Source organism: Pseudalkalibacillus salsuginis, assembly GCF_021646685.1.
Classification (GTDB): Bacteria; Bacillota; Bacilli; order Bacillales; family Fictibacillaceae; genus Pseudalkalibacillus; species Pseudalkalibacillus salsuginis.
On sequence record NZ_JAKJHW010000004.1, the window covers coordinates 122,431 to 144,155 of the forward strand.

General features: G+C 43.0%; 24 protein-coding genes. 23 read left to right on the forward strand and 1 reads right to left on the reverse strand.

What is annotated here, in order from left to right:
• Positions 1-50 precede the first annotated feature (50 nt).
• The 6 genes from fapR to rnc all read left to right on the forward strand — a co-directional run bounded on the left by fapR (position 51) and on the right by rnc (position 4,935).
• Positions 51-647, forward strand: a complete 597-nt coding sequence (gene fapR, locus L1611_RS12435) for a transcription factor FapR (protein ID WP_236313604.1) — start codon at positions 51-53, stop codon at positions 645-647.
• Entirely contained in the window at positions 631-1,629 is a 999-nt protein-coding gene (plsX, locus tag L1611_RS12440) for a phosphate acyltransferase PlsX (protein ID WP_236313608.1), read from the forward strand. The genes fapR and plsX overlap by 17 nt, the downstream gene beginning before the upstream one ends.
• A gap of 3 nt (positions 1,630-1,632) precedes the next feature.
• On the forward strand, positions 1,633-2,574 hold the full coding sequence (gene fabD / locus L1611_RS12445) for an ACP S-malonyltransferase (RefSeq protein ID WP_236313611.1): 942 nt from the start codon (positions 1,633-1,635) through the stop codon (positions 2,572-2,574).
• 4 nt (positions 2,575-2,578) lie between these two features.
• The gene (fabG, locus tag L1611_RS12450; protein ID WP_236313615.1) at positions 2,579-3,319 is read left to right on the forward strand and encodes a 3-oxoacyl-[acyl-carrier-protein] reductase; all 741 of its coding nucleotides are present in this window, start codon (positions 2,579-2,581) and stop codon (positions 3,317-3,319) included.
• Between the two features lie 530 nt (positions 3,320-3,849).
• Positions 3,850-4,083 carry an acyl carrier protein gene (gene acpP, locus L1611_RS12455; protein ID WP_236313616.1) on the forward strand — a complete coding sequence of 78 codons (234 nt, stop codon included), beginning with the start codon at positions 3,850-3,852 and terminating at the stop codon, positions 4,081-4,083.
• Between the two features lie 93 nt (positions 4,084-4,176).
• A complete protein-coding gene (gene rnc / locus L1611_RS12460; protein WP_236313620.1) occupies positions 4,177-4,935 on the forward strand; it encodes a ribonuclease III in 759 nt (252 codons plus the stop codon).
• Positions 4,936-5,033: 98 nt separating this feature from the next.
• On the opposite strand, the gene L1611_RS12465 is transcribed toward rnc, so the two are convergent.
• Positions 5,034-5,258 (reverse strand): DUF1128 domain-containing protein, encoded by a 225-nt coding sequence (locus L1611_RS12465; RefSeq protein WP_236313621.1) that lies wholly within the window; start codon positions 5,256-5,258, stop codon positions 5,034-5,036.
• Between the two features lie 188 nt (positions 5,259-5,446).
• On the opposite strand from L1611_RS12465, the gene smc reads away from it, so the two are divergent.
• From smc to sucD, 17 genes are all read left to right on the forward strand, one after another.
• Positions 5,447-9,013 carry a chromosome segregation protein SMC gene (gene smc, locus L1611_RS12470; RefSeq protein WP_236313625.1) on the forward strand — a complete coding sequence of 1,189 codons (3,567 nt, stop codon included), beginning with the start codon at positions 5,447-5,449 and terminating at the stop codon, positions 9,011-9,013.
• A gap of 16 nt (positions 9,014-9,029) precedes the next feature.
• Entirely contained in the window at positions 9,030-10,037 is a 1,008-nt protein-coding gene (ftsY, locus tag L1611_RS12475; protein WP_236313632.1) for a signal recognition particle-docking protein FtsY, read from the forward strand.
• Positions 10,038-10,350: 313 nt separating this feature from the next.
• Entirely contained in the window at positions 10,351-10,680 is a 330-nt protein-coding gene (locus L1611_RS12480; protein WP_236313638.1) for a putative DNA-binding protein, read from the forward strand.
• Positions 10,681-10,693: 13 nt separating this feature from the next.
• Positions 10,694-12,046, forward strand: coding sequence for a signal recognition particle protein (gene ffh, locus L1611_RS12485; protein ID WP_236313641.1), 1,353 nt, complete (start codon positions 10,694-10,696; stop codon positions 12,044-12,046).
• 70 nt (positions 12,047-12,116) lie between these two features.
• Complete coding sequence (gene rpsP, locus L1611_RS12490) at positions 12,117-12,389, forward strand: 30S ribosomal protein S16 (RefSeq protein ID WP_225065613.1); 273 nt, start codon at positions 12,117-12,119, stop codon at positions 12,387-12,389.
• A 16-nt stretch (positions 12,390-12,405) separates the two neighbouring features.
• Positions 12,406-12,633, forward strand: a complete 228-nt coding sequence (locus tag L1611_RS12495; RefSeq protein ID WP_236313642.1) for a KH domain-containing protein — start codon at positions 12,406-12,408, stop codon at positions 12,631-12,633.
• A 242-nt stretch (positions 12,634-12,875) separates the two neighbouring features.
• Entirely contained in the window at positions 12,876-13,397 is a 522-nt protein-coding gene (gene rimM / locus L1611_RS12500; RefSeq protein WP_236313644.1) for a ribosome maturation factor RimM, read from the forward strand.
• Positions 13,394-14,137, forward strand: a complete 744-nt coding sequence (gene trmD, locus L1611_RS12505; RefSeq protein WP_236313646.1) for a tRNA (guanosine(37)-N1)-methyltransferase TrmD — start codon at positions 13,394-13,396, stop codon at positions 14,135-14,137. Before rimM ends, trmD begins: the two co-directional genes overlap by 4 nt.
• Before the next feature lie 133 nt (positions 14,138-14,270).
• Positions 14,271-14,618, forward strand: a complete 348-nt coding sequence (gene rplS / locus L1611_RS12510; RefSeq protein ID WP_225065609.1) for a 50S ribosomal protein L19 — start codon at positions 14,271-14,273, stop codon at positions 14,616-14,618.
• 130 nt (positions 14,619-14,748) lie between these two features.
• Positions 14,749-15,300, forward strand: a complete 552-nt coding sequence (gene lepB / locus L1611_RS12515; RefSeq protein WP_236313647.1) for a signal peptidase I — start codon at positions 14,749-14,751, stop codon at positions 15,298-15,300.
• Between the two features lie 9 nt (positions 15,301-15,309).
• Entirely contained in the window at positions 15,310-16,164 is an 855-nt protein-coding gene (gene ylqF / locus L1611_RS12520; protein ID WP_236313649.1) for a ribosome biogenesis GTPase YlqF, read from the forward strand.
• A gap of 83 nt (positions 16,165-16,247) precedes the next feature.
• The gene (locus L1611_RS12525) at positions 16,248-17,027 is read left to right on the forward strand and encodes a ribonuclease HII (RefSeq protein ID WP_236313650.1); all 780 of its coding nucleotides are present in this window, start codon (positions 16,248-16,250) and stop codon (positions 17,025-17,027) included.
• Positions 17,028-17,080: 53 nt separating this feature from the next.
• Positions 17,081-18,616 (forward strand): hypothetical protein, encoded by a 1,536-nt coding sequence (locus tag L1611_RS12530; protein WP_236313651.1) that lies wholly within the window; start codon positions 17,081-17,083, stop codon positions 18,614-18,616.
• Positions 18,613-18,891: an EscU/YscU/HrcU family type III secretion system export apparatus switch protein gene (locus tag L1611_RS12535; RefSeq protein WP_236313653.1), complete on the forward strand. Its 279-nt coding sequence runs from the start codon at positions 18,613-18,615 to the stop codon at positions 18,889-18,891. The genes L1611_RS12530 and L1611_RS12535 overlap by 4 nt, the downstream gene beginning before the upstream one ends.
• Before the next feature lie 63 nt (positions 18,892-18,954).
• Positions 18,955-19,113, forward strand: a complete 159-nt coding sequence (locus tag L1611_RS12540) for a small, acid-soluble spore protein, alpha/beta type (protein ID WP_236313655.1) — start codon at positions 18,955-18,957, stop codon at positions 19,111-19,113.
• Between the two features lie 297 nt (positions 19,114-19,410).
• Positions 19,411-20,571 (forward strand): ADP-forming succinate--CoA ligase subunit beta, encoded by a 1,161-nt coding sequence (sucC, locus tag L1611_RS12545; protein WP_236313656.1) that lies wholly within the window; start codon positions 19,411-19,413, stop codon positions 20,569-20,571.
• An 18-nt stretch (positions 20,572-20,589) separates the two neighbouring features.
• Complete coding sequence (gene sucD / locus L1611_RS12550) at positions 20,590-21,498, forward strand: succinate--CoA ligase subunit alpha (RefSeq protein ID WP_236313658.1); 909 nt, start codon at positions 20,590-20,592, stop codon at positions 21,496-21,498.
• Positions 21,499-21,725 lie beyond the last annotated feature (227 nt).

Consider the following 21,725-nt stretch of genomic DNA (forward strand, 5'->3'; position numbering starts at 1 on the left):
ATATATACTACTGTTAGTACCTACTCATAAGAGTAAGGGATGGTGAAGGAATGAAGAGAAATAAAAAAGAACGTCAACAACTGTTGAAGGAGACAATTCTTTTAAACCCATTCACAACAGATGAAGATTTAGCGGATCAATTCCAGGTAAGTGTACAAACAATACGGCTTGATCGCCTTGAATTATCGATACCTGAGTTACGGGAACGAATCAAAAGTGTTGCTCGGCAGCAACTGGATGAAGTGAAGGCACTTTCAATTGAAGATGTCATCGGTGAAATTATCGATCTCCAGCTTGATAAGTCTGCAATTTCGATATTGGACATCAAAAAAGAGCATGTCTTTTCAAGGCATAACATTGCTCGAGGACATCATTTGTTTGCACAAGCGAATTCGCTTGCCGTAGCGATCATAAATGATGAAATGGCTCTGACTGAAAAATCCGATCTCCGTTTCACCAGACAGGTTAAAGTCGGAGAACGGGTTGTAGCCAAAGCGATTGTGATCGACAATCAGAGTGATCGATCCATCGTGGAAGTGAAGAGCTATGTTGAACAGGAACTGGTTTTTGAAGGTATATTCACCATGTTCCGTTCCAACAAAAGCAACATAGAAAGGACGTCATTCATAAATGAAAATCGCGATTGATGCAATGGGCGGTGATCATGCACCAGAACAGATTGTGCTCGGTGCTGTTGAAGCTGTCAATCAATATGCCGACCTTGAGGTTGTCCTGGTCGGTGATGAAAATAAGCTCATTCAATATTTGTCCGGAACAGACCGGGTCTCGATTATACATACATCAGAAATGATCTCGAGTGGAGACGAACCAGTACGTGCTGTCCGCAGAAAGAAACAAGCATCGATGGTGTTGTCTGCGGTTGAAGTAAAAGAAGGAAGAGCGGATGCCTGCATTTCTGCGGGAAATACGGGGGCGTTGATGACGACGGGACTCTTACATATCGGTCGTATACCTGGAATCGAACGGCCTGCATTATCCCCGACTCTCCCTACATTGGACGGACAAGGGTTCGTCTTGTTGGATGTTGGGTCCAATATGGATGCGAAACCTGAACACATTTTCCAATATGCTTTGATGGGAAGTGTTTACAGCGAGAAAGTGAGAGGCATCGGAAAACCCCGAGTAGGGTTATTGAACGTCGGGACCGAGGACGGAAAAGGAAACGAGCTCTCTAAACAAACTTTTCAATTGTTAAAAGAAACCGATCTTGTTCACTTTGTCGGCAACGTTGAATCCAGGGATCTTCTTGATGGGGTTGCTGATGTGGTGGTTTGTGATGGTTTCTCTGGCAATCTCGTTTTAAAAACAATTGAAGGAACAGCGCTCTTGATGTTCAAAATGCTGAAGGAACAACTGATGAGCTCAGTGAAAAGCAAATTGGCTGCTGCTGTTTTGAAGCCGGAGTTCAAAGCCATCAAAGAAAAACTTGACTACAGCGAATATGGCGGTGCAGCGCTATTCGGCCTCCGCGCACCGGTCATAAAAGCGCATGGTTCTTCAGATGCGAATGCCGTACTGAATGCAATCCGACAAGCACGCCACATGGTTGAACATGATATGGTGAGAATCATTACTGAAAAAGCAGTTCGACTAGAAGGGAAGGAATGACGAATGGGGAAAATTGCATTTATTTTTCCAGGACAAGGTTCCCAGCAGGTTGGGATGGGACAAGAATTTGTGGAACAAAACGTCCAATCTGCTGAGGTGTTTAAGCAAGCAGACGAACGGTTAGGATACCCTCTTTCTTCCATCATCGCAGAAGGTCCGGAAGAAACCCTTACAAGGACAGAGAACACCCAGCCTGCATTGTTGACCACGAGTATTGCAATCCTGAAAGCTTTGGAGCAATATGATATCCGGCCAGATTTTACAGCAGGACATAGCCTAGGTGAATATACCGCATTGGTCGCATCCAAAGCACTGACCTTTGAAGATGCAGTCTATGCAGTTCGTAGACGCGGCATGTTCATGGAAGAAGCAGTTCCAGCTGGTAAAGGGGCAATGGCTGCGATACTCGGAATGGATGCGGAACAGCTGGATTCGATTACCGACCGCATAACTGCTGAAGGAGATTCGGTTCAATTAGCAAATCTTAATTGCCCGGGACAGATTGTCATATCTGGTTCCAAGGGAGGTGTAGATAAAGCATCAGAGGCAGCAAAGGAAGAAGGGGCGAAAAGAATCATCCCGCTTCAGGTGAGTGGACCTTTCCACTCCGAATTGATGAAGCCTGCTGCAGAAAAGATGGCTGATGTATTGGATGAATTGACGATTACTAATGCAGAAATCCCTGTGGTGGCGAATGTCACTGCTAAGCCGGTTACTGGAGCAGATGAAATCCGTTCTAAATTGATTGAGCAAATCTATTCCCCGGTTCGTTGGGAAGAGACGGTTCGATACTTGCTGGATGAAGGGGTCGATACTTTTGTTGAAATTGGCCCAGGTAAAGTGTTATCTGGTCTCGTGAAAAAAGTCCACAGACGGGCGACGACAGTTGCGATTTCCGATCCAGAATCATTAGAAGCTGCTGTAAAGAAACTAAAGGAGGTATGATTTGATGTTTAATGGTAAAACTGCCTTAGTAACTGGGGCCTCTAGAGGAATCGGCCGCGCAATCGCAATCGAGCTGGCCAAACAGGGAGCTTCAGTTGCAGTGAACTATTCTGGAAGTGAAGAGAAAGCCAGGCAAGTGGTAGAAGAGATTCAAGAAAACGGTGGTAAAGCCTTCGCTATCCAATCCGATGTTTCAAGCGTGGATTCTGTAACGGCGATGATCAAAGAAGTGATCACGACTTATGGTTCTCTTGATATCCTTGTCAACAACGCTGGAATAACACGAGACAACCTTCTGATGCGGATGAAAGAAGAGGAATGGGACACCGTCATCAACACAAACTTGAAAGGTGTATTTAACTGTACAAAAGCCGTTGCACGTCAAATGATGAAACAACGTGCAGGAAGAATCATCAACATCGCTTCAATTGTTGGTGTTTCCGGTAACCCGGGACAAGCTAACTATGTTGCAGCAAAAGCAGGCGTGATCGGTCTTACAAAAACCACCGCAAAAGAGCTTTCCAGCCGTGGAATCACAGTCAACGCTGTTGCACCAGGGTTTATTGAAACCGACATGACTGATGCCCTTGAAGGAAGCGTAAAAGATGAAATGCTAAAGCAAATCCCATTGGCACGCCTCGGAAGACCAGAAGACATCGCAGCAGCGGTCAAGTTCTTGGCTGGTGATGAGAGCAGTTATATTACTGGGCAGACTATCCACGTCGATGGCGGCATGGTAATGTAATAATATGATATGATGCTTAAAATGCATCCAAATGATAAACGTCGAATTTCATCGTTACTCGGTTTTACCGGTCCTCATGTATTGGTAACATACATTCCGGTCCTCAAAACCTTCGTGCCTTGAACTTCTCGTTTCTGATTCGTCTGCATTTTAAGCTTCTAATTATATGCATCCAAATGATAAACGTCGAATTGGTAGAGAATAATATAGGTGTTAAGTGTACAATCAAGGCTCAGCCTACGCCAAGACTTGATTGTGCCTAAGTGAAATTCACGACACTCCTGCGGGAAGAGCGAGTCAGGCGAGACCCCGCAGTGACCTAAAAGTTAAGGATCTTCGACTAAAAATAACCACGTCCTGTGGTGAACGTCGAAGCCAGCACATCCTGTGCAAGTGAGGAGGCTTGCGGATTTTCCCGCGGAAAGGGAGGGTGAATCCCGCAAAACTCGATAATTTTACATCATCTTGTATTTCTAAGATTTACTCCTTTAAGGACATCTCGTATAATATTTGAGAGGAGGTGAACGGACATGGCAGACATTCAAGAGCGTATTACTAAAATCATCGTTGACCGTTTAGGGGTTGATGAGGAAGAAGTCAAGATTGAATCTTCATTTAAAGAGGATCTGGGAGCGGATTCTTTAGACGTCGTAGAACTTGTTATGGAGCTTGAAGATGAGTTCGACATGGAGATTTCTGACGAAGATGCTGAAAAAATTGCTACTGTTGGCGATGTAGTTGATTACATAAACAGCCATCAATAGTATTTTTGTAAGTCCCGCGTCGACACTTGATTGCGGGACTTTATTTTAATAGAATTGATTATGTAATGCGAGACAAGGATTATGGAGGTCACAATGTCCAACCGTACATCATCAAAGAGATATTCACGAACAAAACGCAGACCTTTTACAAAGGAAGAGCTTACTATTCGCTTCAAACCATTCCAGGAAAAGATAGATATACAATTTGAAAATGAAAGATTGCTCTTTCAGGCATTCACTCATTCTTCGTATGTGAATGAACATCGTAAACGCCCGAGTGATGATAACGAACGTCTGGAATTTCTGGGAGATGCAGTCTTAGAACTGACGATTTCACAATATTTATATAAAAAGTATCACAATATGTCCGAAGGTGAATTGACGAAAATGCGTGCAGCAATCGTATGTGAACCATCCCTGGTGACATTTGCGCTTCAATTGAATTTCGGAGATCTTGTATTACTGGGTAAAGGTGAAGAGAATACAGGTGGGCGAACGCGTCCCGCGCTATTAGCGGATGTTTTTGAGGCTTTCATAGGAGCTCTGTATCTAGATCAAGGATTAGATGTTGTAGAACAGTTCTTATGCAAGTTTGTATACCCGAAAATCAATGAAGGAGCTTTTTCGCATGTAATGGATTTCAAGAGCCAGCTTCAGGAATTCATTCAAAGGGAAAATCATGGTACACTCGTTTACCGGATCGTTCAGGAAACTGGTCCTGCACATAATCGGGAGTTTACTTCTGAAGTGTATCTAAGCAGTGAACGTCTGGGAATCGGACATGGCCGTTCTAAGAAGGAGGCAGAACAGCATGCTGCCCGTGAAGCACTTCAATATCTGAATAGAAAATAAAGAAGGTTGATCCATTTCAGAACGGCTCCCTATGGCCAATCGGGGAGACTGGTTCCAAGCTTGGATCAACCTTACTCATTCCAGTTCGTTAAACACATTCATTTTTTACGTAATTCACTTAATTCCTGGATGATTCCCTCTGTTTCATTGACGCTGAAATGCTCTTTTTTCATTACGTAATCATAAAGATCCTTCAAGTCCTCGTACTGCTCTAAATCGAAGTCCTCTGGACGCATGACTCCAGTATTTACTACTTGCAGCTGTTTTTGCATCTGTTCTACCATATAAGCTACATTTTCTTCACTTTTTACTTCGAGATTCACCGAATCATCCTTTCTTCCATCCGTTCTTCAATGACATTGTAGCATGAATCGACAATAGATGCGGAATTTTATCGCAGTTCTTCTGCACATTCCATCTTTATGATAAAATAAACAAGTATGTATTCAAATGCAGAGGATTCAACACCCAAGCATATTGCGAAGATGAATTTAATGAAGGGGGAATCTTAATGTTCCTCAAAAGGTTGGATGTCGTCGGTTTCAAATCATTTGCTGAGCGCATTGGTATCGAATTCGTACCAGGCGTGACCGCCGTGGTCGGTCCGAACGGCAGCGGTAAGAGCAACATTTCAGATGCAGTCCGATGGGTTCTGGGAGAACAATCTGCAAAGTCATTACGCGGAGCTAAGATGGAAGATATCATTTTTGCCGGCAGTGACACACGTAAATCATTGAATGTTGCGGAAGTTACATTGACTTTAGATAATGAAGATCAGCATATACCCATTGAATATAATGAAATTAGTATCACTAGAAGGGTCTACCGTTCTGGGGAAAGTGAATATCTCATCAATAAACAGCAATGCCGTCTAAAAGATATCATCGATTTGTTCATGGATTCAGGACTTGGAAAGGAAGCCTATTCAATCATAGGACAAGGAAAGGTTGAAGAGATCCTGAGCAGCAAGCCTGAAGATCGAAGGAAAATATTTGAAGAAGCTGCAGGTGTTTTGAAATATAAGACACGTAAAATAAAAGCGGAACAAAAGCTCCGTGAGACAGAGGAGAACTTGAACCGTGTAGAGGATATTCTGCATGAGCTTGAGGGACAAGTTGAACCATTGAAGATACAGGCTTCCGTCGCTCGTGATTACTTGGATAAAAAAAGTGAGCTTGAAGTGATCGAGTCTGCACTATTGGTCTATGAAATAGAAGATCTACATACAAGATGGGAAGCTAAGTCCAAAGAAATCGAACAATTGAGAGTTGAAGAAATCAAACTTAAAGACCAGGTTCAACATAAAGAACAGGAGATCGGGGTCATCAGAGATGAACTGGCTGCATTGGACGAGTCGATCGATGAACTTCAAGACGTCCTCCTTAATGTAAGTGAGGAGCTTGAAAAGCATGAGGGCAAGCGTGAAGTCATGCGGGAGCGAAAAAAGAATTATCATCAAAATAAAGAACAGCTTACACTCAAAATCGCTCAGCAAAAAGGAAAAAAGAAATCTATTGAAGAAACTTTACAAATTGAACGCAATCAGTTGGAGCAATACCAGGGTAAGCTGAAGAGTCTTCAAAACAAACTGAAGGGTCACGAACAACAACTTGAACTGGTCGATAAGAATATCGAGGAAGAGCTTGAACAGCTGAAAAGCGAATATTTCGATTGTCTTAATGAACAGACATCGATCAAAAACGAAATCCGTTATTTAACTGAACAGCTTGAGCAGCAAACTTCAAAATCATCCAGGCTCCATGAGCGTCATAGACAGTATATGGAAGAGCGTGACCGAATTGCAATACAAAAAGAAGACCTGACTGAAAAGTTGAAGGATGTCCAAACAGAGCTTGAAATACAAGTCGATGCTTTCATGAAATTGAAAACAGAAATTGAAAAGGATGAAAAAACGCTTAGTGACAAAGAATCTAAATTGTATAAAGCGTATCAATTCATCCAACAGTTCCGTTCGAAAAAAGAAATGATCGAGGAAATGCAAGAGGATTACAGTGGTTTTTTCCAGGGTGTCCGGGAAATCTTGAAAGAACGAGGTAAACGTCTGTCCGGGATTGAAGGTGCAGTGGCTGAACTGATCACTGTATCGAAAAAAGAAGAGACAGCGATCGAAACGGCACTCGGTGCAGCCACTCAGAGCATTGTCGTCCATACAGAGGAAGACGCAAGGACAGCGATCGGCTTTTTAAAGAAAAAGCGGCTTGGGCGAGCGACTTTTTTACCGATGTCAGTCATGAAGAGCCGGAAGCTTCCCCGCCGGGAGGAAGGGAGTGTATCCAATCATCCTTCTTATATCGGTATTGCTTCAGATCTGGCTGCTTATGAAGATAAACATCGGAAGGTCATTGAAAACCTGTTAGGGAACGTTGTGATTGCGGAAAACCTTGAAGGTGCCAATGCTTTAGCTAAAATTCTAAACCACCGCTACCGGATCGTGACTTTGGATGGGGATATCGTCAATCCAGGTGGATCGATGTCCGGAGGTAGCTTGAAGCAGAAGAACACCTCTCTATTATCGCGACAACGTGAACTAGATTCGATTTCAGAAAAGCTCAGTACCATGGAGGAGCAGACAAACCAGCTTGAAAAGGATGTCAAGCAAGGGAAACAGAGCTTAATCGGCCAGAAAGAGAAGCTTGAAATCCTTCGTGAAGATGGGGAAAGCAAGCGATTGGAAGAACAACAATTGAAAGGAGAGCTCAGGGAAATCGAGCTCCAGGATAAAAACATCAATGAACATTTATCGTTATACGATCGTGAGAAAGGGACTTATGATTCTGAAAAGGAAACGATGGAAGAAAGAGTCGCTTCTCTCAAGAGTTCATTGGAAGAATCCGAAACAATGGCGTCTGAACTTGAAAAAGAAGTTGAACGTTTGTCGAGCCAAAAGAAAAACCAGCAGACCACAAAGGATGATTTGAAAGAAGAGATCACCTCATTGAAGGTGAGCCTTGCACAATCGGAAGAGCAATTCTCCAACTCGAATAGTACCGTCCAACGTATGCAAAATGAATTAGATGAAACGATGAAGATCATGAATGAGGCGGAAGAAGAATTCTGGCTGCTTGAAGAGGCAGTGAACACGAGTTCTTCTGATGAAGAAGCTTTAGATAGGAAAATCATCCAGCACCGTAAAGATAAAGATGCGACAGTCCAATTGATCGGTGATCGCCGAAAGGAACGGAGCTTGCGGCAAGAAAGAGTCGAAGACCAGGAGCTTAAGCTTAAAGAACTGAAGCGTCTTCACCACCAAATGTCAGATGGGATCCATCAGGAAGAACTTAGGCTGAATCGTATGGATGTCGAGCTTGAAAACCGTTTGAACCATTTGAATGAGGAATATCAGCTTTCATACGAAAGAGCGAAAGAAAAATACAGCTTGGAAATGGAAACTGATGAGGCTCGGACGAAAGTGAAACTCATTAAACGTGCCATCGATGAACTTGGAACGGTCAATCTTGGTGCCATCGAAGAGTATGAACGTGTATCAGAACGCTACAACTTTTTGGTTGAACAGCGGGATGACTTGAATGCGGCGAAAGCGACCCTTTATGGGATCATAAACGAAATGGATGAAGAAATGACGAAAAGGTTCAAGAAGTCGTTTTTTGAAATCAAGGACCATTTCCGTGAAATATTCCGGGAACTATTCGGAGGGGGAAGAGCGGACCTTGAATTGACGGATCCGGATGATTTATTGAATACAGGAGTCAATATCCTCGCTCAGCCCCCAGGTAAGAAACTGCAGCATCTCGCTTTGCTATCTGGTGGAGAGCGGGCATTGACGGCAATTGCGTTATTATTTGGCATTTTAAAAGTTCGACCTGTCCCATTCTGTATTTTAGACGAGGTTGAAGCAGCACTGGATGAAGCTAATGTAAGCCGTTTTGCTAGGTTTTTGCGTGCATTCAGCAAACAGACGCAATTTATCGTCGTAACCCACCGGAAAGGTACGATGGAAGAAGCGGATGTTTTATATGGGGTGACGATGCAGGAATCTGGAGTATCGAATCTTGTATCCGTCAAATTGGAAGAGACGAAGGAACTAGTAACGACATAGTAATGAGGTGGAGCGAATGAGTTTTTTTAAACGATTGAAAAATAAATTGACGACCCAAAGCGATACGGTTACTGAAAAGTTCAAAGATGGCCTGACAAAAACAAGAGCCTCATTTTCAACCCGTATCAATGACCTTGTAAAAAATTATCGTAAAGTAGATGAAGAATTCTTTGAGGAATTAGAGGAAATCTTGATAGAGGCAGACGTCGGTGTATCGACCGTGATGGACCTGATCGATGAGCTGAAGGACGAGGCAAGGACCCAGAACATCAAAGAAACCGAGGAGCTGCAAGGCGTCATTTCAGAAAAACTTGCGGAACTCCTTGATAAAGGCGATGATGATACCAAGCTAAACATCCAGGAGGATGAACTGACAGTTATCTTGTTCGTTGGCGTCAATGGTGTAGGGAAGACGACTTCCATCGGTAAGCTTGCACATAAGCTTAAACAGGAAGGCAAATCTGTTTTGATGGCAGCGGGCGACACATTCCGTGCAGGGGCGATCGATCAGCTGCAAGTATGGGGTAACCGTGTCGGGGTCGACGTCATCAAGCATAGTGAAGGAGCAGATCCTGCAGCTGTCGTGTTTGATGCAGTGAAATCAGCGAAGACACGGGGTGTAGACGTACTGTTATGTGATACAGCTGGAAGACTTCAAAACAAAGTCAACTTGATGAATGAGCTTGAAAAGATCAAAAGAGTGATTGGGAGAGAACTTCCAGGAGCTCCGCACGAGGTCTTGCTTGTGGTAGATGCCACAACTGGCCAGAACGCCATGAATCAGGCGAAAACGTTCAGCCAGGCGACAGACGTGAGTGGCATCGTGTTGACAAAGCTTGACGGAACCGCGAAAGGTGGCATCGTACTGGCAATCCGCCACGAGCTGGAAATTCCGGTCAAGCTCGTCGGTTTAGGGGAAAAAGTAGAGGACCTCTATGAATTCGATGCCGATCAATTCGTCTATGGACTCTTCTCAAACATCCTGCCAAATGTAGAGGAAGAAGAATCGGTAGATCGTTATTGAGAAGGGACGATCCTGACAGGGGTCTCCCTTTATTTATGCCTAACAGACGTTTACCAATACCTTTCAAGCGTTTACCGATAAATTATTGTGTGTTACCAATATTTTCACACCTATTACCAACATTTTTTTAAGCAATACCAATATTTTTGATGCTTTTACCGATATTTGTTGTAAAATTACACCCTCACCACTTGAGAAAAATGGCTGCAATCCTAGTTGAAAACTAATGTTAAGAAAAAAACTTGACAAAGGTTTTTGTGGGGTGTAGTATGATTAATCGTAAAGGCATTTCGCTTAACAAGGGGTGGAGAAAGTGCTTGAGAAAACGACACGAATCAATCTATTGTTTGATTTTTATCATGCGCTTCTAACTCCGAAACAGCGGAATTATATGGCGCTTTATTATCTCGATGATCTTTCCCTTGGAGAGATTGCCGAGCAGTATGAAGTTAGCCGCCAAGCAGTATACGACAACATCAAACGAACAGAATCAATGCTCGAAGAATACGAAGCAAAGCTTGAACTTCTCGGAAAGTATCAGACGAGGCAGCAGCTTTTGGCGAAATTGTGTCAACAGGTTGCTGAAGAAAAGAATCAGAAAGAGTTGCTCGATACGATCGATCGTATCGAGAAATTGGATTAGGAGGCGGCATTCTATGGCATTTGAAGGTTTAGCCGACCGACTTCAACAAACACTTCAAAAGGTTCGCGGAAAAGGCAAAGTTACCGAAGCGGACGTTAAAGTCATGATGCGAGAGGTTCGACTGGCGTTACTAGAAGCTGACGTCAACTTCAAGGTCGTAAAGCGATTCGTTGCAAAGGTCAAAGAAAGAGCGATCGGACAAGAGGTGCTTGAAAGTCTGACACCGGGCCAACAAGTCGTCAAGGTCGTTAACGAGGAACTGACAGCGCTGATGGGTGGGGAGCAGAGCAAAATTGCTGTTGCCAACAAACCGCCGACAGTCGTCATGATGGTAGGACTTCAAGGGGCTGGTAAGACGACGTCAACTGGTAAACTGGCCAACCACTTGAGAAAGAAGAATAACCGGCAACCGTTGCTCGTTGCAGCCGACGTTTATAGACCTGCCGCGATCAATCAGTTGCAGACACTAGGAAAACAACTAAGTATGCCTGTATTCGATCTCGGTACAGATGTAAGTCCTGTTGAAATCGCCAAGCAAGGAATTGCAAAAGCGAAAGAAGAGCATCACGATTATGTGATCATCGATACGGCAGGTAGATTGCATATTGACGAAGGATTGATGGGTGAGCTTGCTCAAATCAAAGAAATTGCAAAACCCGATGAAATCCTGTTAGTCGTCGATGCGATGACCGGTCAAGACGCAGTCAATGTTGCTGAAAGTTTCCATGAACAGCTGGGGCTCACCGGTGTCGTCCTGACAAAGCTGGACGGAGATACACGTGGTGGAGCTGCGTTGTCAATCAAATCAGTGACCGATACGCCTATCAAGTTCGTCGGTATGGGTGAGAAGCTGGATGCGCTGGAGCCTTTCCATCCGGAACGTATGGCTTCAAGGATCTTAGGAATGGGAGATGTCCTTTCCCTTATTGAAAAAGCCCAGACGAACGTAGATGAGAAAAAGGCGAAAGAGCTTGAAGAAAAGATGCGGACGATGAGCTTCACGTTCGATGATTTTCTGGAGCAGCTTACACAGGTAAGAAGCATGGGTCCGCTAGATGAACTATTGGGCATGTTACCAGGTGCAGGCCAGATGAAGCAGCTGAAGAACGTAAAAGTCGACGAAAAACAGCTAAATCATGTTGAGGCGATCATCCAATCAATGACAAAGGGTGAAAAGCTCCATCCTGAAACGATCAACGCAAGTCGAAAGAAACGTATCGCAAAAGGAAGCGGCCGTTCCGTTCAAGAAGTCAACAGGCTCTTGAAACAGTTCGAGGACATGAAAAAGATGATGAAACAAATGTCCAATATGCAAAAAGGCAAGAAAAAAGGTGGAATGGGCAACATGAAATTCCCATTCATGTAATTCAGGATTTGACCGGTACACATTACCGTGATAATAAACAACTCACAAAATTTTAGGAGGAATTATAGATATGGCAGTAAAAATTCGTTTAAAGCGTATGGGAGCAAAAAAGTCTCCATTTTATCGTTTGGTAGTAGCAGATTCTCGTTCACCTCGTGATGGACGTTTCATCGAGGAAATTGGGTACTACAATCCAATCGTTCAACCAGTTGATATTAAAATCGACGAAGAGAAAGCACTTGACTGGATGTTGAAAGGTGCAAAGCCTTCTGACACAGTACGTAACCTTTTCTCTGACGCTGGACTTATGGAAAAGCTTCACAATGCAAAAAATCAAAAATAAGTAGGGTGGGACTGATATGGAAGAGTTAATCGAAACGATTGTTAAGGCTCTTGTCGATCACCCAGACGATGTACGCATAGAGGAAGTTGAAACGAGCAGCATGGTCACCTATCAGCTCAGTGTCAACAGTGAAGACATGGGTAAGGTGATCGGAAAACAAGGCCGGATCGCTAAAGCGATCCGAACAGTGATCAATGCTGCCGGTACCAATGAAAGTAAGAAGATAAACTTAGAGATTGTTTGATTTTGTGAGAGGTGGGGGGAACCCCGCCTCTTCTTAATAGGAAGTTCAAACTTTGACGGATGATAAACAGCGGATTTCCGACGTGCAGCAAGTGCTAGTACTTCCGTTTTCACTGGACGTGGTGCTTTTTGACCATCTTATAAAACATCAATTCAAAATACTATGTTAGAAGTTCTTAAGAATATCTTCCTTGTGAATGTTCCATGATAGGAGAAACAAAACATTAATCGGGGGAAAGACAGATGAGCGAATGGTTTAATGTAGGGAAGATTGTCAATACACATGGAATCAGAGGCGAGGTGAGAGTCATCACCCGTTCGGATTTTTCTGATGAGCGTTACCAGGAAGGCTCGAAACTGTACTTATTCCATCCAGGGAAAAACGAGCCGATTCCGTTGGTTGTTCGCTCCCACCGGAAACATAAACAATTCGATCTTGTCGCCTTTGAAGGATACCCGGCCATTAATGACGTACAGCCTTTGCGAGATGGCATCCTGAAGGTTTCGAAACAACAGCTGGAGGATCTTCCGGAAGGGGAATATTATTATTACGAAATCATCGGCTGTGAGGTCAAAACGACTGATGGGAAAATCCTTGGAAGGGTTACAGACATTTTATCTCCAGGGGCGAATGATGTTTGGGCAGTATACTCTGATGAAATGAAGAAAGAGTTTTTGATTCCGTATATCGAACCTGTGGTAAAAGAAGTCGATGTGGTGGAAAAACAAATCTTGATTGAACCAATGGAAGGGCTATTAGAATGAAAATCGATATATTAACCCTTTTTCCCGAAATGTTTGAGGGAGTCTTGAATAGTTCCATATTGAAAAAAGCACAGGAAAAAGAAGCTGTAACCTATACGGTTATAGATTTCAGGGAGTTTACAACCAACAAACATCGGAAAGTGGACGACTATCCTTACGGTGGCGGTGCTGGAATGGTATTGGCACCACAACCTTTATTCGATGCGGTTGAAAGTATGAAAGACGGCCAGGAAAAGGAGCCTAGAATCATTTTGATGTGCCCGCAAGGCGAACCTTTGACACAGAAAAAGGCTGAAGAACTTGCTGAGGAGGACCATCTGATTTTCGTTTGTGGTCATTATGAGGGCTATGATGAGCGAATCAGAGAGCATCTCGCTACAGATGAAATTTCAATCGGTGACTATGTCCTTACAGGGGGGGAGCTGGCAGCTATGGTAGTCATAGACAGTGTCACAAGACTTTTACCAGAAGTGCTTGGTAATGAAGCGTCCTCTAAACTGGACTCATATTCTTCAGGTCTGCTTGAGCACCCGCATTATACCCGCCCTGCCGACTTCAGAGGGATGAAAGTGCCTGATGTCCTTCTTTCAGGAGATCATGCAAAAATTCAAAAATGGCGTGATCGCGAATCTTTGAAAAGGACGTTCTTAAGGCGTCCAGATCTGATTGATGAGGGCTCCTTATCTGATGAAGACCGTAAGTTCCTGGAAGAATTAAAAAACAACACGAATGCCGAATAAAGTAGCTTCAAGATATTGCGTCGTGGCAACGTTTATGCTAAGATATTCTTTGTGGCTTGTGCCAGATTACGATGTTCCGCTGTTATGATGTAAAAGCATAGACAAGAACATTTGTAAGGAAGGAGGAAATACCATGCAACAACTACTTAATGATATTACGAAAGAGCAGTTGAAAACAGATTTGCCAGAATTCCGTGCAGGAGATACTGTCCGTGTTGACGTTAAAGTTGTCGAAGGAACACGCGAACGTATCCAGGTATTCGAAGGTGTTGTCATCAAACGTCGTGGATCTGGAATCAGCGAAACATTTACCGTGCGTAAAATTTCTTATGGTGTTGGAGTGGAACGTGCTTTCCCAGTACACTCTCCAAAAATCGCGAAAATCAAAGTTGTACGTCAAGGTAAAGTACGTCGTGCTAAGCTTTACTATCTACGTGCACTACGTGGAAAGGCAGCACGTATCAAAGAGATTCGCAGATAATAACTCGCACTTGTGCAGAAAGGAGCTTGGAAACAAGCTCCTTTTTTACGTAGATTAGATGATTCTGCAGACCATTTCGAATATAATATAGATAAAAATAAATGGTAAATCGTAAAACTGGGGTGGAGAAATGGTAAAGAGAAAGAATGAATCTTGGGAATGGCTGAAGGCTCTTGTTATTGCATTGGTGATTGCAGCAGGGATACGTTATTTCTTGTTTGCTCCAATCGTTGTAGATGGAGAGTCGATGATGCCTACACTTCATAATGGAGACCGTATGATCGTCAATAAATTCAGTTATGAGGTAGGAGAACCTGATCGTTTTGATATTGTAGTATTTCATGCACCTGAAGGGAAAGATTATATAAAAAGGATCATCGGTTTACCCGGGGATAAAATCGAGTATAAAGATGACACACTATATGTTAATGATAAAGAAATTCCTGAGCCATACTTGAATGAATACAAACAATCACTATCAGGAGGCAATTTGACCTATAATTTTGATTTAAGTGATGAAATAGGCTCTCAGACAGTCCCTGAAAACCATGTATTCGTGCTTGGGGATAATAGGCAACATAGTAAAGACAGCCGGAATATCGGTTCAGTTCCTATGGATGAAATCATCGGAAAAGCGAACGTCATCTTTTGGCCGGTTGCACATTTTGAAGTATTAAAGTAGGTGAAACAAATGCAAATCCAATGGTTCCCAGGACATATGGCGAAAGCAAGAAGGGAGATTACAGAGAAACTTAAAATGATCGATGTCGTCTTCGAACTTGTGGATGCCCGTATCCCATTATCTTCACGGAATCCGATGATTGATGAGATTGTTGACCATAAGCCGCGGTTGATCCTATTGAATAAAACCGATATGGCGGATCGAGTGATCACAAAGGAATGGGAAGAGTATTTTGGGGAACGTGATTTGAAAACGGCCACTGTCAATTCCAAAACCGGGCAAGGGCTCGAGAAAATTCCAGATATGGCAAGAGAACTTGTGAAGGCTAAGCTTGAGAAGATGATTGAAAAGGGAGTGAAGCCTCGGGCTGTCCGTGCATTGATTCTTGGAATCCCGAATGTCGGAAAATCGACGCTGATCAATCGTCTTGCCAACAAGAAAATCGCGAAGACAGGAGATCGACCTGGAATTACACAAAGGCAACAATGGATCAAAGTCGGTAAAGAACTGGAATTACTTGATACGCCAGGTATATTATGGCCAAAGTTTGAGGATCAGACTACAGGCTATCGATTAGCCGTGACAGGAGCAATAAAAGATGAAATCCTTGATTTTGGGGATATCGCTTTTTTTGCGATTCAATATTTGAAAGAAGCGTATCCAGAGAAACTGATGGAGCGTTATAAATTGACGGATACCACAGCTCCGCCACTTCAAGTATTTGAAGAAATCGGGAAAAAGAGAGGCTGCCTCATCAAAGGTGGGGAAGTCGACTATGAAAAGGCTGCTGAACTCATCCTGAGGGATATCCGATCCGAAAAGCTCGGACCGGTTTCTTTTGAAAGGCCGGCAGACTACGAATAGGTACTGGGTCAGGGGGGATTTTGCCCCCTTTTGATAGTTGTACATAAGCATGGCCAAAGAAATACGACATAAAGGAGTTCCCGATGAAAGAGAAATCAATCAAGGAGATTCGTGTCTTAATAGAAAAGCATAGTGGAAAGCTTGACCAAAAGTTTATCCTTCAATTGAAGGATGATCCGAGAAAAGGCGTCCAAAAGCTCTATTCACAATGGTGCAAAAGGGTTGAAAAAGAACAGAAGCGTTTACATACATACAAGCAGATGTCTTCATATGAGAATAAATGTTACACAGATGGATATCGGTTGATTGCAGGGATTGATGAGGTAGGACGTGGACCGCTAGCCGGTCCTGTTGTCGCCAGCGCAGTCATTTTGGACAGAAACGTCAAGATCATAGGTTTAGACGACTCGAAAAAGCTGTCAGTACAAGTAAGGGAAGAACTATACGAAAAAATCATCGAGAACGCTGTTGCAATCGGTATAGGCTCTGTGCCAGCAAAGGAAATTGACCGGATCAACATATATGAAGCAAGCAGGGTGGCGATGATGAAAGCGATCGAAGATTTACCGATATATCCTGATTATTTACTGATCGATGCGATGAGCCTCCCTACTGACCTGCCACAAGAAAAAATCATCAAAGGGGACGCACAAAGCAATTCGATAGCTGCAGCCTCCATAGTCGCAAAGGTGACGCGAGACCGCATGATGCTGGAACTTGACCGTAAGTACCCTCAATATTTCTTTCATTCGAATGTCGGCTATGCGACTGCAGATCATCTGGACGCGTTGAAGGAATATGGTATTACACCAGAACATAGAAAGTCATTTGCCCCTGTTTCACAGTTACTTCCTAACAATTGAGATCCAGATGACGATATAAGGAAGGAACAGATTGTAATAGAGGGTGTGTTTGAATGAAGGCAATGCCGATCGACTCCATCATGCGCAATATCAATCGGTTGAACCCTGCTGTTGAGTTGAAGCCAGGGCAGATATTTTCTGGAAGATTATTGGCCTTGTATCCGAATGATTTGGCACAAGTCCAACTTGCTGGGCAGAAAATTAACGCCCAGCTGTTGGCTGGCTTGAGCCTTTATGAAAACTATTGGTTTAAGGTAAAGCCGAATACAAAGAGTGGACTTCCAGTCTTGGAAGTGTTGGAGAAAAGCAATGATTATCATTTGCCGAGACAGGTTTTCGGCAGCCGCAAAAATTCGCCGGAATTGCAACATCTTATTACACATCTTTCGAAAGAGCAGCTTCCGATTACAAAAGAATTGATCGGCCAATCTGGAAAATGGTTGTCCCAGGTTGATTCAATCGAAAAAGGTATACAAGCTTTAAAAACGATGCTCATTAAAAACCTTCCTATTTCGGAACCGATTTTTAGGGCTCTTTATCATGTTCAGGATCGTAGCTCTTTAACGACAGAACTACTGTCTCTGAAACAATCCCTGGGCACATTGGGTTCTCATAACGTCGCGAACTCGGTAGACAGGGCGATAAATCGTGTTTTAGACATGACAAACCGTAATGCAGCTCTGGATATCGTCAAAGAAATGGTGCAAGTGTATTCTCTGCCGACAACCCGGAAAGAGATAAAGCTTCAGGTTGAGCATATCCTAAGGGCATTGTCTATTAAAATACCTGATATATCCGTATTGGAGAACCGGTTCCAAAATACAAACTTTCCGATTTCAGATAAAGCGCTCCTGAAGGAATTGAAGGTGAATATGTCACCTGTAAAAGCTGAACTTTTCTTCCAACAGAAATTAAACTCATTACATCAAACGCAAATGAACTGGATCAGCGAACAATTGAACTTAAAAATGGTACAAAAACCACAGCTCAATGTTATTGAAATCCTCCGTGGACTAGGCTTAACCTTTGAACAGGACCTAGTACATGGGCAGCTGGCTGATATGAGAAGCCAACCTCAACTGAAAGCAGCATTGCTTGAACTTTTGGCTTCCGATCTCCCTGCAGGCATGAAGGAAATGGCAGAGGGATTGATCCATCGTCTTACAGGCCAGCAACTTTTACATATGAATGAAAATCAGTCCCTCACTTCCTTGTTTTATCAATTTCCCGTTCATTTCAAAGAATGGAAGAGTGATATCATGATGCGTTGGGATCTGAAACGAAATCGTATGGGAGAGATTGACGAAGATTTCAGTCGTATTTTATTTTATCTTGACCTTCAATTTCTTAAAGAGACAGTCGTGGATATGAATGTGCAGAATAGGGTCGTTTCTCTCAAAATCATAAATGGTAAGGAATCTGTAAAACAATTCATACCAGACTTGAAAACTGAATTGAAAACACAGCTTGGAAAGATTGGTTACAGATTATCCACTGTCAAGATAGAGAAGCCTTCCGATCAATCCAGCCAGTTGTTGAAAATCGAAGCGACAGACATATCGTTCAGAGGAGTGGATCTATCCATATGACGGATAATCAACGCAAATCAGCCGTTGCCCTTAAATATGATCAAGCTGCTGCCAGTTCACCAAAAGTCATAGCGAAAGGGATGGGGGCGACAGCTGAAGAGATAATAGAATCGGCAAGACAGAATCAAGTGCAGATCCAAGAAGATGCTTCCCTGGTCCAGTTACTATCTAAGCTCGAGATCAATCAGGAAATACCTCCGGACTTGTATCAGGCGGTAGCTGAGGTTTTTGCTTTCATTTATCAGCTAGATCAAGCATCCGAACCGAAAGGCTGAATATTGAACTCATAATAACGTACAAATCACCACATACTATGGAAAAAGTATGAGGTGATTTTTGTGAAAAAGAATAAATTGGAAGTACCTGGATGCGATCAAGCTGTACAACAGTTCAGAGAAGAATTTGCTGAAGAGTTCGGTGTATTCCGCCCAGCAGCTGAGCGTGAAAGTATCACAAAGAAAATAGTAGATGAAACAGAAAAAAAGGAAGATTGTTAACGAAATATGCGAAATGCTGTAACATATAAATGGCACTTATGTGGAAAAACACAAAGTGCCTTTGCCATGTGAACTTTATAAGCGGATATAGAATTATATAAGCCTGAATTCAAATTTTATGAACATAGATTGAAATTTTATAAGCTGATTTTCAAAAATATATGTAATTTTCCTGATATTGCGAGCCAAAATATTGAAATTCGCCAGAAATCAGTCACAACGGTGGACATGAGGTCGGTTTATTTATACAATAAAAACGGTGTTGCATAGATTAGACACATGATAGGAGGATGGAGAATGAATATCCACGAGTATCAAGGAAAAGAACTCTTGAGAAAGTACGGGGTATCAGTTCCAAATGGTAAGGTTGCATATACGATCAAAGAAGCAGTAGATGCAGCAAAAGAACTCGGTACTGGAATCAATGTAGTTAAAGCTCAAATTCACGCTGGTGGACGTGGGAAAGCCGGTGGTGTTAAGGTTGCTAAAAATCTTGATGAAGTACGTACATATGCTGAAGAGATTTTAGGCAAAACACTCGTTACCCATCAAACAGGCCCTGAAGGTAAAGAAGTAAAGCGTTTACTTGTTGAAGAGGGCTGTGACATCAAGCAAGAATACTATGTAGGATTAGTATTGGACCGTGCGACTTCTCGGGTCGTTATGATGGCTTCAGAAGAAGGCGGTACAGAAATTGAAGAAGTAGCGGAAAAGACACCTGAAAAAATCTTTAAAGAAGTAATCGATCCTATAGTAGGTCTCAGCCCTTATCAGGCTCGCCGCTTAGCTTTCAATATCAACATTCCAAAAGAGCTTGTGAACAAAGCTGTCAAGTTCATGATGGGCTTATACACTGTTTTTGTCGAGAAGGACTGCTCCATTGCGGAAATCAATCCTCTCGTTACAACAGGAGATGGGAATGTAATGGCTCTTGATGCGAAATTGAACTTCGATTCAAACGCCCTATTCCGAAATAAAGATATTCTTGAATTGCGTGACCTTGATGAAGAAGACACGAAGGAAATCGAAGCTTCCAAGTATGACCTCAGCTATATTTCCCTAGACGGAAATATCGGTTGTATGGTCAACGGAGCAGGACTTGCGATGTCTACAATGGATATCATCAAATATTACGGCGGAGACCCCGCGAACTTCCTTGATGTTGGGGGCGGTGCAACAGCAGATAAGGTAACTGAAGCCTTCAAAATCATCTTGTCTGATCAAAATGTTAAAGGGATATTCGTTAACATCTTCGGTGGGATCATGAAATGTGATGTCATCGCTGAAGGTGTAATTGAAGCAACGAAACAAGTAGGTCTGGAACTTCCTTTGGTAGTACGTTTGGAAGGAACGAATGTTGACCTTGGGAAGAAACTTTTGAATGAATCCGGCTTGAATATCACTGCAGCGGAATCTATGGCTGACGGTGCAGAAAAAATCGTTTCACTAGTGAAGTAGGAAGGTGGGGAAAACTCGATGAGCGTTTATGTTAATAAAGATACGAAAGTAATCGTACAAGGGATCACTGGTTCGACAGCCCTTTTCCATACAAAACAAATGCTAGAGTACGGTACTAAAATCGTAGGTGGCGTGACACCTGGTAAAGGCGGAACTGAAGTTGAAGGTGTCCCTGTATTCAACACAGTTGAAGATGCAGTAAAAGAAACTGGAGCTACGGCTTCTGTCATTTATGTGCCTGCACCATTCGCTGCTGATGCGATTCTTGAAGCGGTAGATGCAGAGCTTGATCTTGCAATCTGTATTACAGAACATATTCCTGTATTGGACATGGTGAAAGTCAAGCGTTATATGGAAGGGAAGAAGACACGCTTGGTAGGGCCAAACTGTCCAGGTGTCATCACTCCCGATGAGTGTAAGATTGGAATCATGCCAGGCTACATCCACACGAAAGGCCATGTCGGGGTTGTTTCTCGATCTGGAACATTGACTTATGAAGCTGTTCATCAGCTTTCACAAGCAGGTATCGGCCAATCTACAGCAGTAGGAATCGGTGGGGATCCGGTCAATGGTACAGACTTCATCGATGTTCTTAAAGCTTTTAACGAAGATGAGGATACTTACGCAGTGATTATGATCGGTGAGATCGGCGGTACTGCTGAAGAAGAAGCTGCAGAATGGGTTAAGGCAAACATGACAAAACCTGTAGTTGGCTTCATCGGTGGCCAGACTGCACCTCCCGGGAAGCGGATGGGACATGCTGGTGCTATCATTTCCGGTGGTAAAGGAACTGCGGAAGAAAAAATCAAGACGATGAATGCCTGTGGAATCAAGGTAGCTGAAACGCCATCAGTTATGGGAGAAACATTGATTTCCGTGTTGAAGGAAGAAAACTTGTTAGATCGCTGTACAACAGCAAACAAATAAATCATCTATGGGGCTGGTCCGGAGGATTGGTGTCAGACTCCTGAAGACGGGGAGTCTGGCCGTATGGGCTGGCTCCTCTTTTATTTACATACATAAAAAAGGTACCTGTCATTTTTAATGATGATTTGTCATTACTTGGTTCACTTCAGTCCTCCTGCGGCAGCAACACATTGATTTAGTTCGAAGTGTTTACCCACGCAGAACCGAACTTTGATTGGTTCGAGCCT

Coding starts and splice junctions, on each gene's coding strand:
- fapR (WP_236313604.1), top strand. CDS start 51: ATGAAGAGAAATAAAAAAGAACGTCAACAACTGTTGAAGGAGACAATT.
- plsX (WP_236313608.1), top strand. CDS start 631: ATGAAAATCGCGATTGATGCAATGGGCGGTGATCATGCACCAGAACAG.
- fabD (WP_236313611.1), top strand. CDS start 1,633: ATGGGGAAAATTGCATTTATTTTTCCAGGACAAGGTTCCCAGCAGGTT.
- fabG (WP_236313615.1), top strand. CDS start 2,579: ATGTTTAATGGTAAAACTGCCTTAGTAACTGGGGCCTCTAGAGGAATC.
- acpP (WP_236313616.1), top strand. CDS start 3,850: ATGGCAGACATTCAAGAGCGTATTACTAAAATCATCGTTGACCGTTTA.
- rnc (WP_236313620.1), top strand. CDS start 4,177: ATGTCCAACCGTACATCATCAAAGAGATATTCACGAACAAAACGCAGA.
- smc (WP_236313625.1), top strand. CDS start 5,447: ATGTTCCTCAAAAGGTTGGATGTCGTCGGTTTCAAATCATTTGCTGAG.
- ftsY (WP_236313632.1), top strand. CDS start 9,030: ATGAGTTTTTTTAAACGATTGAAAAATAAATTGACGACCCAAAGCGAT.
- ffh (WP_236313641.1), top strand. CDS start 10,694: ATGGCATTTGAAGGTTTAGCCGACCGACTTCAACAAACACTTCAAAAG.
- rpsP (WP_225065613.1), top strand. CDS start 12,117: ATGGCAGTAAAAATTCGTTTAAAGCGTATGGGAGCAAAAAAGTCTCCA.
- L1611_RS12495 (WP_236313642.1), top strand. CDS start 12,406: ATGGAAGAGTTAATCGAAACGATTGTTAAGGCTCTTGTCGATCACCCA.
- rimM (WP_236313644.1), top strand. CDS start 12,876: ATGAGCGAATGGTTTAATGTAGGGAAGATTGTCAATACACATGGAATC.
- trmD (WP_236313646.1), top strand. CDS start 13,394: ATGAAAATCGATATATTAACCCTTTTTCCCGAAATGTTTGAGGGAGTC.
- rplS (WP_225065609.1), top strand. CDS start 14,271: ATGCAACAACTACTTAATGATATTACGAAAGAGCAGTTGAAAACAGAT.
- lepB (WP_236313647.1), top strand. CDS start 14,749: ATGGTAAAGAGAAAGAATGAATCTTGGGAATGGCTGAAGGCTCTTGTT.
- ylqF (WP_236313649.1), top strand. CDS start 15,310: ATGCAAATCCAATGGTTCCCAGGACATATGGCGAAAGCAAGAAGGGAG.
- L1611_RS12525 (WP_236313650.1), top strand. CDS start 16,248: ATGAAAGAGAAATCAATCAAGGAGATTCGTGTCTTAATAGAAAAGCAT.
- L1611_RS12530 (WP_236313651.1), top strand. CDS start 17,081: ATGAAGGCAATGCCGATCGACTCCATCATGCGCAATATCAATCGGTTG.
- L1611_RS12535 (WP_236313653.1), top strand. CDS start 18,613: ATGACGGATAATCAACGCAAATCAGCCGTTGCCCTTAAATATGATCAA.
- sucC (WP_236313656.1), top strand. CDS start 19,411: ATGAATATCCACGAGTATCAAGGAAAAGAACTCTTGAGAAAGTACGGG.
- sucD (WP_236313658.1), top strand. CDS start 20,590: ATGAGCGTTTATGTTAATAAAGATACGAAAGTAATCGTACAAGGGATC.